This window comes from Algoriphagus sp. TR-M9, assembly GCF_027594545.1.
GTDB classification, from domain to species: domain Bacteria; phylum Bacteroidota; class Bacteroidia; order Cytophagales; family Cyclobacteriaceae; genus Algoriphagus; species Algoriphagus halophytocola.
In genome coordinates this window covers 3,337,274-3,350,294 of sequence record NZ_CP115160.1, presented here as the reverse complement: position 1 = coordinate 3,350,294, position 13,021 = coordinate 3,337,274, and the positions used below count along the sequence as shown (strand labels likewise).

8 protein-coding genes are annotated in these 13,021 nt (G+C 43.0%); 7 read left to right on the top strand and 1 reads right to left on the bottom strand.

Going from position 1 to position 13,021, the window contains the following annotated elements; genetic code table 11:
• Positions 1-2: 2 nt before the first annotated feature.
• Both PBT90_RS13935 and PBT90_RS13930 read left to right on the top strand, forming a co-directional pair.
• Positions 3-1,109, top strand: a complete 1,107-nt coding sequence (locus PBT90_RS13935) for a DUF4249 domain-containing protein (RefSeq protein ID WP_264811201.1) — start codon at positions 3-5, stop codon at positions 1,107-1,109.
• A complete protein-coding gene (locus PBT90_RS13930) occupies positions 1,091-2,683 on the top strand; it encodes a hypothetical protein (RefSeq protein WP_264811200.1) in 1,593 nt (530 codons plus the stop codon). Before PBT90_RS13935 ends, PBT90_RS13930 begins: the two co-directional genes overlap by 19 nt.
• Position 2,684: 1 nt before the next feature.
• Here PBT90_RS13930 and PBT90_RS13925 read toward each other — a convergent pair whose 3' ends face one another.
• Positions 2,685-4,130 carry a S1C family serine protease gene (locus tag PBT90_RS13925; protein ID WP_264811199.1) on the bottom strand — a complete coding sequence of 482 codons (1,446 nt, stop codon included), beginning with the start codon at positions 4,128-4,130 and terminating at the stop codon, positions 2,685-2,687.
• A gap of 231 nt (positions 4,131-4,361) precedes the next feature.
• Here PBT90_RS13925 and PBT90_RS13920 point away from each other — a divergent pair, with 231 nt between their 5' ends.
• The 5 genes from PBT90_RS13920 to lon all read left to right on the top strand — a co-directional run bounded on the left by PBT90_RS13920 (position 4,362) and on the right by lon (position 12,933).
• A complete protein-coding gene (locus PBT90_RS13920) occupies positions 4,362-5,528 on the top strand; it encodes a 1-deoxy-D-xylulose-5-phosphate reductoisomerase (protein ID WP_264811198.1) in 1,167 nt (388 codons plus the stop codon).
• A complete protein-coding gene (gene rseP, locus PBT90_RS13915; RefSeq protein ID WP_264811197.1) occupies positions 5,528-6,850 on the top strand; it encodes an RIP metalloprotease RseP in 1,323 nt (440 codons plus the stop codon). Before PBT90_RS13920 ends, rseP begins: the two co-directional genes overlap by 1 nt.
• A gap of 164 nt (positions 6,851-7,014) precedes the next feature.
• Positions 7,015-8,271, top strand: a complete 1,257-nt coding sequence (locus PBT90_RS13910; protein ID WP_270129752.1) for a hypothetical protein — start codon at positions 7,015-7,017, stop codon at positions 8,269-8,271.
• Positions 8,272-8,278: 7 nt separating this feature from the next.
• Positions 8,279-10,330 (top strand): hypothetical protein, encoded by a 2,052-nt coding sequence (locus PBT90_RS13905; RefSeq protein ID WP_264811195.1) that lies wholly within the window; start codon positions 8,279-8,281, stop codon positions 10,328-10,330.
• A gap of 125 nt (positions 10,331-10,455) precedes the next feature.
• Entirely contained in the window at positions 10,456-12,933 is a 2,478-nt protein-coding gene (gene lon / locus PBT90_RS13900; protein ID WP_264811194.1) for an endopeptidase La, read from the top strand.
• Positions 12,934-13,021: the final 88 nt, after the last annotated feature.

The following is a 13,021-nucleotide window of genomic DNA, read 5'->3' as shown; positions in this document are numbered from 1 at the left end:
AGATGCGACACAGTTTTGCAATAGGGCTTTTGTTGCTGATGACGGCTTGTATTGACCCCATTTCTTTTGAGACGGGCAGCGAACCCAGGCGTTTAGTAGTAGATGGCTATATTTCTAATCTATCCTTCACAGAGCAAGCTCAAAACCCAGCCCCACCCTTACGGTTTTATGTGGCTGTACGCTGGACCAGTGAGGTAGATAATGTATACGATGAGGTGATTTCCAATGCCGAAGTCAATCTGATATCTTCAAGTGGTGAGTCCTATGGCTATACCTGGGACGCTTCGGAGCAGCGGTATTTGATCGATGATCTGAACTTCCACGCAGAAGAAAATGTGGATTACAAGATCCGGGTAAAAACAGCTGGAGGTGATATCTACGAGTCTAGTACCGATCGGCTTTATCCTGCACCTGCTATCGAGGGAATCGATATTGATCATCAATCTATTTTCAAAAGTATCAATGTAGATGGCCAAACTCAAATCGTGCAGCAACGTGGGATTCAGGTATCTGTCCCCTTAAAAGAACATTCAGGAGAACCTTATCATTTTCGCTGGAAGATAGTACCAAGCTGGATATTTGAAACTTCCATGCTCGGCGAGGATAATCCTAATAAGAGATGTTACGCTACTAATATCTTTGAATATCAAGCGATTAAGGTTTGGGAGGATAAGGCGGGTGGTTATAACCGGGATTTGTTCTTTTTGGAAACCGATGATAATGAGCAAGTGGCATATGGCTATAGTGCCTACATCACGCAGTATAGTCTCTCTCCTGAGGGCTTTAAATTCTGGGATCAGTTGGCCACACAGCAGCAAAGTGGAGGAGGGATTTTTGACCCACCGCCATTCGAGCTGACTACTAACATCAAAAATGTAAATGACGAATCGGAAAAGGTCTCTGGCTACTTCTTCGTGGCACATGAGTCCTCCTATAGATGGAGGCTTAATCCGGAGGATTTGCCTTACCAATTGACATTTCAGGATCCTTGTGAACCCATTCCGGGTGTGCCGTTTATACCTCCGGCAGGCTGTACCAATTGCTTAGACTATAGAGGGTTAAAAACTGATATTACCAACCAAGAACCAGAATGGTGGAACGAATTTTAAAATTTCTTACGCTTACGCTCATTGTGCTAAGTACTGCCTTTTCGGCTGCCAGCGCACAGCAAGCAGGTCATCAAGTTAGAATGATTGTATCCTCTTCTGTTTTCATCAGTGGGGATGCGGTTTCCTTGCAGCTGTTAACTTTAGATGAAGAGGCTAAATTGCTCCAGGCAGGAGAGTTGATTAATTTATACCTAGTGGATCATGCGGGAAACACGGTAGCTATAGAGCGATTCAACTCAGGAAATAATGAGGCAGAAACGGCCTTTTTGTTGCCTGCTGATTTGGCTACTGCCAATTATAAATTAGTAGCACAAATTCCGGGCTCCTCGTACCAGACGGAAGCTTTGATTCATGTTTACAGTCCTACTATTTTCTCGTCAAATTCCTTACCTGAAAATGCAGATGCGGAATTAGGCTTGGTAGATGAGATGGAGGTTACTAATTCGACTCTTGATTTGGAAGTTCGTCCCGACAGTAAGGAATTGGCATTTCCTGTTGCCTCGGATGGGGTTTTGGCTGTAAAGGTTTTCGACCCGATGCTGGAAGCTACTCCTATACTAGGCGAGGTAAAAGCTTCGGAGGTAAAAGTGGAAAATACCGGCAAGTTTGAGTTGATTACCCCTTCTTCAGATCCAAACTCCAGAGTGTCGGTGTATTACATTGATCAGGGGATAGTAGAAGAATATTACCTGAGAGACAGTGCCAAAATCGAAAGTCAGTTGATCAGGCATCAGGGTTCATCCCACGTGTGGGCGTACCAATTTGATAACATGGGCGAGCGAATCGGAGAAGTAAAGGTGGTCCTGGCTGATTGGCAGAACAACCAATTTGCTTCCTTTGAAAACGTAGTTCCCTTCAGCGATCAGGTGGTGACTATTTTGGATCATAAGCGAAAAAGAAAATACATAGACCAAGTCTATCGGACTGATTTTGATAATTATGAACCTATCTGGCAGGAAGAAGAACAAGCCGGACCTGATGATGTTTATTTGAGCAAAGACTACCAAAGTATAGCTACCTTAAGGGAGGCATTTGGTGGAGTAGTTTCAAAGGCTTCTGTGAAAAGGAACAAAGGTGAGTACGAGCTGTTGCTTTCACCTGCAAATGCGGGATTTCGCTATGAAGGGAAACCGCTGATTTTGTTCAACGGGTCTCCTATTTATGGTTTTGGGGAGTTGATGGAGACTCCTTTTCACCAAGTCAATTCTATTTCAGTTTACAATTCCATCCAATCCTTAAAAAGGTTCGGCGTATTGGGTAGATATGGAGTGGTGGAGATAGAGATGAAGGAGGAGTTTGAAGATCCCTTATTACACTTGAAAGAAGATTACCCGTATTACCTAGGAGTCAATGATCTGGTTCAGGTAAGTGAAGAATTGGCCCCGAATGTGCCAGACTTGAGACCTGTACTACTTTGGGTTTCGGATTCCTACGTGCAGTCTGGGCAACATGTCACTTTCCAATGGAAGCCCTCAGATGTGGAGGAAAAGCATAGGGTATGGGCTGATTTCCTCCAAAAGGATGGGGGATCTATTCAGCTCACCCAGCCTTTGGAAGGAAACCCTGCCCAGTGATTTACCTGATCGTATAGCTTTGGAGGAATGGCTGGCCGTTAGATGCCACACCTTCTAAAAGTAATCTGCCACTGTACTTTTCTAAATATTCGCCAACTTGCTTAGGATCTTGAGCGGGTTGGCGATTGATTTGTGTAAGGATAAAACCTTCTCTCAGACCCAATTCCCTCAAATAACCTCTGGTCAAGCCGGATATTTTAATCCCGTAATCGACTCCAAATTTGTCTTTTTCAATAGTATTGACTGCCTCAAGCTTGGCCCCGAGGATCCTTGAGCTGTAAAATTCTCTTTTGATTACCCCGTTCCCACCTTCAAGATTTTGCAAGGTGAGATTGGCCATTTTGGGCTTACCATCCCTGAGGAAGCTGACTGATAGCTTATCTCCGGGGTAATAGTAGGAGAGTGCTTCTTCAAAACTTCCCTTTCCAGTGATCCTTTGATCGCCTAGGTCCGTGATTACGTCGTTGCGTTGCAGCCCTGCTCTTTCTGCAGCCCCATCTTTGATAACATGGGTGACGATTACACCATCTAGGGTGTTGATTTGCATTTCCTCAGCCAGTTCTGGGGTGATTTCTACGGCTTCTATTCCCGGAATGGCCTTTTGTACCTCTCCGTATTGGATCAGGTCATTGGCTACTTTTAAAGCAATATCCACGGGCACAGCAAATCCATAACCGGTATAGGATCCTGTTCGGGAAAGAATTGCCGTGTTAATTCCTACTAATTCCCCATCCACATTTACCAGTGCCCCTCCTGAGTTACCAGGGTTAATAGGAGCATCTGTCTGAATAAAGCTCTCTAGTGGGAAGTCACCGCCTAGGATATTGATTTGCCTTTCTTTTGCTGAAACTATCCCTGCAGTCACGGTAGAGGTTAAGTTAAAAGGATTTCCTACCGCGAGGACCCATTCACCGATTTTCAGATCACGGCTGTTGCCCTTCCGGATGGCAGGCAGATTTTCCCCCTCTATTTTCAAAACAGCGATGTCAGTATTTTTATCTGTGCCGACTAAGGTGGCTTTGTAGGTTTGCTTTTTGTGTACTACCTCTATGGTCTCTGCTCGGTCTATGACGTGATTGTTGGTCACTATGTACCCATCTTCTGAGATGATAACGCCCGAGCCGGTGCTGACCTGCTGAGATGGAACACCGCCTCCGCCAAAGAAGTAGTCAAACATACTGTACCGCCGTGGGTCAGTACCTGAGAAGTTTTTGATAAAAACTACCGATTCAGTGCTGTTTTCCGAAGCGTCTACAAAGGAAATGGGTGGGACAGTACGTGCAGGGGCAGGAGGTTCATACTGGGAGGCAAAGCTTACTTCTTGTTGTGAATTGGGAAGGAAACTGGCAGGCTGGACTGGTTCCGAAAAGGAAAGAAATGACCAAGCAGCAGCACCGGCTATTCCGGCTAAAAATGAAACTCCAGTAGTTTTAATGAGATTGTTCATAGCTTAGATTTTAATCAATTTGACGAACGAAAAGAAAGGGTGTTCATGATTTCACATTTTTTAAGCAGCTAAAAGGTGGAATCACTTTACATTTAGCCATTAAAATAATGCCACTGGGCAAAAACTGACGAATTGTGCACGGAAAAGTGGGAGCATCTTGTAATTTTGTCAGCACTTGAGAAAACCGACTGAATCTATTCCGGTTTTATTTACTCAACAATCCAAAATTGAATGACAGAACCTAAACGCGTAGCCATCCTAGGCAGCACCGGAAGTATTGGTACCCAAACCTTGGAGGTAATCCGTCAGCATCCTGAAGACTTCATCGTGGAGGTTCTCACTGCCCAAAATAATGCAGATTTGTTGATTGCTCAGGCATTGGAGTTTGTCCCCAATGCAGTTGTGATCGGTAATGAGGAGCTTTACGGGAAGGTGAAGGAAGCTTTGATCCCTCAGGACATCAAGGTTTTTGCGGGTACCAAAGCCATAGCCCAAGTGGTAGAGATGGACAGTATTGATGTGGTCTTGACGGCTTTGGTGGGCTATTCGGGTTTGATCCCTACTGTTAATGCGATCAAAGCAGGGAAGCAGATTGCCCTCGCCAATAAGGAAACCATGGTCGTAGCCGGTGAGATTATCACAGCTCTGGCCAAAGAAAATAGGGTGAATATCTATCCGGTAGATTCAGAACATTCGGCGATTTTTCAGTGCTTGGTAGGAGAATTTCATAATCCTATTGAGAAGATTATCCTTACTGCTTCAGGTGGTCCATTCCGTGGAAAGGATAAAACTTTTCTTGAAACGGTAACAGTGGAGCAAGCCCTGAAGCACCCCAATTGGGACATGGGAGCAAAAATCACCATTGACTCTGCTTCACTGATGAACAAAGGTCTGGAAGTGATAGAGGCGAAGTGGTTATTTGGACTGAAAACAGAGCAGATCGACGTGATCGTACATCCGCAGAGTATCATCCACTCTTTGGTACAGTTTGAGGATGGCTCCTTGAAGGCGCAACTTGGATTGCCGGATATGCGTATTCCCATTCAGTTTGCACTGAGCTTCCCAGACCGTCTGAAAAGTAACTTCGAAAGATTCAACTTTCTGGATTATCCGCAGCTCACTTTCGAGCAGCCTGATCTGAAGACATTCCGGAACCTACAACTGGCCTATGATGCCCTGGCAAAAGGAGGCAATTCACCCTGTGTACTCAATGCTGCGAATGAAATAGCTGTAGCGGCTTTCTTGAAAAAAGAGGTGGGATTTCTGCAAATGTCAGATCTGATTGGCGAAACTCTGGAAAAAGCTGAGTTTATTGCACATCCGAAATTGGAAGATTATGTGGAGACGGATCAGCGGGCTAGAGAAATTACAAAAGAACTAATAACGAATAAAGTATAATGGATACCTTAATTATGGTGGGCCAATTACTCCTGGGATTATCAATCCTGGTGGGATTGCACGAGTTGGGTCACTTACTTACTGCCAAGATGTTTGGCATGAGAGTAGAAAAATTCTCAATCGGATTTCCTCCTAAAATCGCCGGTTTTCAATATGGAGAAACGGAATATTCTATTGGAGCGATTCCATTGGGAGGATTTGTAAAAATCTCGGGCATGGTAGATGAGTCCATGGATTCTGAACAGATGGCCGGAGAGCCACAGCCATGGGAGTTCCGCTCCAAGCCGGCATGGCAGCGCCTAATTGTGATGCTGGGAGGGATTATAGTCAACGTCATCACGGGGATTGTGATATTTGTAATCCTGGTTTTCAACAATGGTGAGACATATTTCTCCAGGGATCAGGTAATAGAAAACGGGATTGTAGCCTATGAAATCGGAGAATCTATAGGTCTGAAAACCGGTGATAAGATTTTGGACATCAATGGAGAGCCTTATCAGTCCATCAACGACCTCAGTTCTGGTGCTGCTTTGCTCAGCGAGAACGGGTTTTATACGGTAGATAGAGATGGGGAAATCATAAAAGTGGCAATCCCTAGAGGCTTCATCAACTCTTTTAATAATGAGGATGCGATGAGTAATTTCCTGGATATTCGATACCCTTTTGAGCTACAAGGGGTGACCAAAGGCGGAGCGGCCGAAATGGCTGGGATTACTGCTGATGACCAGATATTGGCCGTAAATGGCCGCTCCATCAATTACATCAATGACATCCGGGAGGTATTAGCCGATGCAGCGGGTAAGGAAGTTGACGTTACTTTGTTGACTGCAGATCAGGACACTACACACACCATGGTGGACGTATCAGAAGACGGTATGATCGGGATTGAAATGGCGCAGACTGTAGAGATGGTGCAGCGTAAGTATGGTTTTGCTGAAGCGGTGAAAAAAGGCACCACCAGAGCATTTTCTGTAGTGATCGTAAATGCCAAAGCCATGGGCAAGATGTTTACCGGTGAGGTTTCCACCAAAAATGTAAGCGGTCCTATCGGAATGGCGAAGATATACGGGGATACCTGGAACTGGTCCAAGTTCTGGACTATTACGGGATTGATCTCTATGATATTGGCATTTATGAACTTGCTTCCGATTCCTGCACTGGATGGAGGACATGTGATCTTTTTGCTTTATGAGATGATTTCCGGTCGAGCGCCGTCGGATAGATTCTTGGAAAATGCCCAGAAAGTGGGGATGGTGGTTTTGCTTGCCTTGATGGTTTTTGCTATTGGAAACGATGTGCTAAAGCTGATCATGGGGGATTAGAATCACTTTAAAACAAAAAAAGCCGGAATCTCTTCCGGCTTTTTTTGTTTTAAAACTAGTATTGATTTTTACTAAAAAATATTTTAACTATTCCATTGCTGATATGTAGAAAACTGACTATCTAGCGCGCCTCTTTTATTTATTATATGGTAAAAAATCTACAAATGGCAATTGTCTTGATTCTGACAAGCTTGCCGTTTTTCCAGGCACAGGCTCAAAGTGGATACATAGAGGAAAACATATGGTCTAGCTTAGATCCAGGCCGTGGGATTGCATCGGATTTTGTCATTTTCCCAAATGGGACAAAAGTCTTCGGGCAAATTCAAAGAAACTATGATGTCACTGACTACAGCGAGGTGGTTTTTGTCAGTCAGGGTAATACACAAGTTTTTGGGCCAAAAGATCTTTATGGGTTTGGTATAGAGAATGGAAGGTTTTTTCTAAGCAAGACCCTTTCTGAAGAATCTGGGAGGGAGTTTGTTCAGGTTATTTTTTCTGGGAAACTGCAGCTAGATTATAAAAATGGAAATTACTACATAGATAATGGAATTGAAATCCAGAAGCTTCGTGCTTTTTACCAAATAACTCCAGGAGCAGGAACCTCGAAGCAGCGGCGTATCAAACTCTACATCTCCACACTGAAAGTACTTACAGCAGGTGAATGTGGATTTCAGCTTATTGATTTGATAGAAAAGTCTAGGTTAGAAGAACAAGATTTAATTAGAATATTAACTCAGTTTCACGAATGTGAGCAGTTACCATACAAGCTACATGTCGAGAAAATCCCTTTTGTTAAATTTTCGCCAACAGTAGCATTTGGTGTTGGTGCAGATTTCCTTCAGTCACATTCACGATCAGAAAAGTATAAGGGGGCGTTTAGTTCAATTTTGGGATATAGGGTTTCGGCAGGTATAAAACTTCATGATTTTAGACGTTCACCAAAGTCCAGTTTTGAGATACGTGCGGGTTATGTTACAAGACCTGTGGATTTTGAAACCAGTTTCTCTTACTCAGTAAATGACATAACCGCATCTGCACAATTTGAAGAAAAGAGTATTGTGATACCTGTCAGCTATAGTTATAGCTTTTTGAAAAGAGGAGGTATGGATTATTACTTGGGTCTAGTAGGAGGAGTTTGGATGAGTAAGTTAGATAATAACAAAGGCTTTGTAGATGATGCTTATAACGGAGGAATGGAAGGCGTCTTAATTATGGAATCCCAGCTTTTTTCTACTACTGATCTGAAGATTGTTCCTGGGATCAAATTAGGTGCTTCAATACCAATTTCTCATTCCTTTGATCTTTTTGCAGAGGTTGAAGCTCAATACCTTAGGGATTTTTATACGGTTAGTATTCCGAATTTACCCCAATATTATTATAACAGAACTTACGTGTCCTTTCAAATAGGATTAGAACTATAAGGCAATTATGAAGAATTGGTTGTTAGGGATTCTAAGTATATTCCTGTTTAGTGGTTGCGATAAAAATGAAGAGGTAGTACCTCGGACCAACCCTAGATTTAGTGTTGCCTTTGTACAGGAAGTTTCGGAGACCGGAGCTGAATTTACTGCCAATGTATATGATTTTGGTTCTGATGAGATCCTAGAATATGGCTTTGTTTATTCAGAGAATGCAGATCCTAAAGTAACTTCAGCAGAGGTGGTAAAAGCCACTGGGCGCCCCGCTAACGAGTTTAGGCTTGTGGGAGATCATTCTATGGTGAAGGGGAGAAGTTATTACGTTTCCGCATTTATCAAAACTGAAGTAGCGACTGTTTATTCCGAAGCTGTGATATTCAAGAGTGAAGGCGCTCTGGGCTTTTTGATTGATCGTGTAGAGGGAGAACCAGAAGTTTATTACGGTGATACCTTGGAGGTATATGGTACCCGACTCAGCACGGACTTGTCAAATTATTCCGTAAAGGTAAATCAGGCACCGGCACAGGTAATAGATTTAAAGGAAAATAGCTTCAAAATCATTATACCAGATGACCTTGAGTTTGGCTATCCCTATGATTATGATGGGAAACTAATCTTATCTATTAAGGTTCTGGACAAACAAGTGAATATCAATTCGGATTTTCAGTTCTATGAACCTATATTTTTCGAATCCGACAGGGATTTCGCATATGAAGAAAATTTCTATATCAAGGGGAAATATTTGAGAAGCAGAGATGTAAATGTTTATTATCCTAATTACAATATGGAAGTAGTCAGTGTATCTGATTCTCTGATAGTATTCAGTTCATTTGCAGCCTTCGAAACGCTCAATCCCACTTTTAGAATTCAGCTTCGAGGTAAAATCTATGAACTAGACAAAAGCATTCGGATTCAAAAAACTGAAATCGATCCAGGTCAAAAAGTAAAAACGGGCACTAATTATACTTATTTGGTTTTAGCTGGAAGCAATTTCAATTCTGTTGTTCCATTCAATAACTATTTTGTCTCTGATGTGGAAGGGCTAGAGATTTCTGTAAGCAGTGCGAAACCCGATTCTATATGGTTAAACTCTTATTTCCGCGAAGATGAGGTTTATCCTAGATTTTTCAAGGTTTGGGCAAATAATGCAGGAGTGAAATCTGATAATTATGCCTCTGTAGAAAATACATGGCCTGTGCTGCCTTACATGCGCATGCACACTTTTCCATTCAATCCGGCGGCAGATGGAAGATCAGTGAATTGGCGGGATAAGGGAATTTGGATTTTGGATGGGAAAATAACCCAAGTTGATCCACAGAATAAAACAGGTAAGATTCTCAAATACGTGGATATCAACCAAGGTAATATTGCATCGTCTTTTGCAGTGATCCATCAAGATGTGGTGTATTTCGCGGGTTCTAATAATACCATAGCCAATATACCGGGAATATTCTACAGTTATAATTTGACTACTGGCAGTCTTACGGAACTGCCGGCTATTCCCTCTAAAGCCTCAACCCCCCGGTCTGTTTTTATTGCTGGCGGTTATTTATACTTCGGAGGAGGCTATTATATTGATGAGATTGATGTTCAAAAAGTAGAGGAAGGATATAGGTTTAACCTTTCCACAAAAACTTGGAGTAAATGGAATAAGACTTTTAAGGTAAACGACTACTGGGATTTTGAGACCACATTTGAATTTAAAGGTCAGGTATATGGCTTTGTCCATGAAATCAATGATAATGATTTAAGGGCTACCAGGCTGATGCGATTTGATAAAGCTCAAGAAGACTGGGTAGAACTAGCGCAATATCCTTACCTAGGGTATTCCAATGGGAATGTAGCCATGCCAATCGGAAATGCAGTTTATGTCCTTCTTGGAAATACCCTACGTAAGCTAGATATGACTAGCTATAATCAAGCTCCGGTAAAAGACATCTATATTTATAATAGACAGTATTCTGGCTCTCCGCTTATATTTCTGTCCAGAGGGAAGATTTTCTATTCGGAATACAATAGCTATATGTTGAGAGAAATTGACCCAGCCTATATTAGGGATTAAAACTGCCATTCTGACCACTTCTCCCTTTGGCACAGCCCTTGACCTTTTTGGAAGAACCTTCGTTTTTTGAAGGTTCTTCTTTTATTTTAGCATAAAACAGACAGCGTGGCTGTCAATCTGTCTATATGAATCAATTCGAAAATTCTGCATTTCAAAATCTAATGGTCGGTGAATTTGCCGGAGAAGGTGATCTGATTCAATTGATCACGGATGAGGAGGATGAAACGCAGGGTAAGGAAGTCCTAGAGGAAGAGATCCCGATTCTCTCTGTTCGCAATACTGTGTTGTTCCCCGGCGTGGTCATCCCCATCACTGTGGGAAGACAGCGCTCTATCCGCCTGGTCAAAAAAGCCCAAAAAGGCAACAAGCTGATCGGTGTATGTGCCCAGATCAATCCCAATATAGATGACCCGGCATGGGAGGATATTTATCAAGTAGGTACCCTGGCTAAAATCATTAAGATGATCGTGCTTCCGGATGGAAATACTACGATCATTATCCAAGGCAAAAAGCGCTTTAAAATTTCCGAGCAGATTACGGATGATCCGTACTTCATTGCTAGAGCCGAGTACCTAGAAGAGAATTTCCCGAAAAGCTCAAAGAAAATCCAGGCCCTGGAGGAATCCCTCAAGGAATCTGCAACCCGGATTCTGCATTTGAATCCGGAAATCCCAAGAGAAGCTCAGGTCGCACTGGATAATATTGATAATACTCCTTTTCTCACGCATTTTCTCTCTTCCAATATCAACGCTCCGGTAGAGTCCAAACAGCGCCTTTTGGAAATCAACGATGGTGTAGAGCGGGCTACCTTGCTCTTGGAATACATGCTGAAGGATATCCAAATGCTGGAATTGAAATCGGAGATTCAAAAGAAAGTCCATACGGATATAGATCAGCAGCAGCGGGACTACTTCCTGCGTCAGCAGATGAAAGTCCTGCAAACTGAGCTAGGTGAGGAAGGGCCTGAAAAGGAAGTCGAGGATCTCAGGATACGCGGAGCCAAGAAGGACTGGCCCGCAGAAGTCAAAAAACATTTCGATAAGGAACTGGATAAGATCTTAAGAATCAATCCATCGGCTGCTGAGTATCCCATCGCACTGAACTATGTTGAAACCATGGTGGATCTGCCTTGGAATGAGTTTACGCAGGATAATTTTGACCTGAAGCATGCCAAGAAAGTACTGGATAGTGATCACTTTGGCTTGGAAAAAGTCAAAGAAAGAATCATTGAGTACTTGGCGGTTCTGAAGTTGAAGAATGATTTGAAAGGACCGATACTATGTCTTTATGGACCTCCTGGTGTGGGCAAAACCTCCTTGGGTAAATCCATTGCGGCAGCTTTAGGGCGGAAGTATGTCAGGATGTCGCTGGGTGGCATGCACGATGAATCAGAGATTCGTGGGCATCGCAAAACTTACATAGGCGCTATGCCAGGTAAGATCATCCAGAATATGAAAAAAGTAAAAACATCCAATCCTGTCTATGTGCTGGATGAGATTGATAAACTTTCCTCAGATTTTAGAGGGGACCCTTCTTCTGCTTTTTTGGAGGTTTTGGATCCTGAGCAAAACAACGCCTTCCTGGATAATTACCTGGAAGTGGAATATGATTTGAGTAAGGTGCTCTTCATCGCTACGGCCAACTCCCTGGATTCCATTCAGCCGGCTTTGCGTGACAGAATGGAAATCATAGAAGTAACCGGATATACGCAGGAGGAGAAAGTCGAAATCGCCAAGAGGCATTTGGTGCCCAAGCAGAGAAAAGAGCACGGCTTAAAAGCCAAGCAAATTTCCTTTGAAAAAGCTGCATTAGTAAAATTGATCGAAGATTACACCCGTGAATCAGGTGTGCGAAGTCTGGAAAGAGCCATAGGTAAAGTGGTAAGAAATATCGCCAAATCCATCGCAATGGAAGAGGAATATTCCCCTAAAATCACACCAGCAGCTGTAAGAAAAATCCTAGGTTCGGAAATATTTGATAAGGAATCCTATACTGATAACAATACCGCTGGCGTCGTGACTGGCCTAGCCTGGACCAGTGTGGGTGGAGAAATTCTATTTATAGAAACAAGCCTAAGCCGAGGAAAGGGTAAACTTACCCTGTCTGGCCAATTGGGAGATGTGATGAAGGAATCAGCCATGACCGCACTCTCTTACCTAAGGTCCAAAGCAGACAAACTGGGCATAGATCATCGGGTTTTTGATCAGTACGATCTACACATTCACGTACCGGCCGGAGCTGTGCCAAAAGATGGGCCTTCTGCAGGAATCACCATGCTTACTGCGATGGCATCCGTTTTCACCCAAAGAAAAGTGAAAGCTAAAGTAGCCATGACCGGAGAAATCAGCCTTATAGGTAAAGTGATGCCTGTAGGTGGAATCAAAGAAAAAATCCTGGCAGCCAAACGTGCAGGGATCAAAGAAATCATTCTTTGTAAAAAGAATCAGCGTGATATCGAAGAAATCGATGCACAATACATCAAAGGACTAGAATTCCATTTTGTGGAAAGAGTAGAAGAGGTGCTGGATATTGCTTTGCTGAAAGGCAAAGTCGATCATCCACTACAATTCAATTTTCAGTCCGAAAACGGAAAAGATAAATAAGCATGGGAAAGGGGGGAGTTCCTCCCTTTTTTCTTCAATTTGAGAAACAAACCAACTCCTACTCAGATGGGAACCCACCACAATCCTC

Bases quoted from the DNA above. Each gene is read 5' to 3' on its own strand.
- PBT90_RS13935 (WP_264811201.1), top strand. From the start codon at position 3: ATGCGACACAGTTTTGCAATAGGGCTTTTGTTGCTGATGACGGCTTGT.
- PBT90_RS13930 (WP_264811200.1), top strand. From the start codon at position 1,091: ATGGTGGAACGAATTTTAAAATTTCTTACGCTTACGCTCATTGTGCTA.
- PBT90_RS13925 (WP_264811199.1), bottom strand. From the start codon at position 4,130: ATGAACAATCTCATTAAAACTACTGGAGTTTCATTTTTAGCCGGAATA.
- PBT90_RS13920 (WP_264811198.1), top strand. From the start codon at position 4,362: ATGACAGAACCTAAACGCGTAGCCATCCTAGGCAGCACCGGAAGTATT.
- rseP (WP_264811197.1), top strand. From the start codon at position 5,528: ATGGATACCTTAATTATGGTGGGCCAATTACTCCTGGGATTATCAATC.
- PBT90_RS13910 (WP_270129752.1), top strand. From the start codon at position 7,015: ATGGCAATTGTCTTGATTCTGACAAGCTTGCCGTTTTTCCAGGCACAG.
- PBT90_RS13905 (WP_264811195.1), top strand. From the start codon at position 8,279: ATGAAGAATTGGTTGTTAGGGATTCTAAGTATATTCCTGTTTAGTGGT.
- lon (WP_264811194.1), top strand. From the start codon at position 10,456: ATGAATCAATTCGAAAATTCTGCATTTCAAAATCTAATGGTCGGTGAA.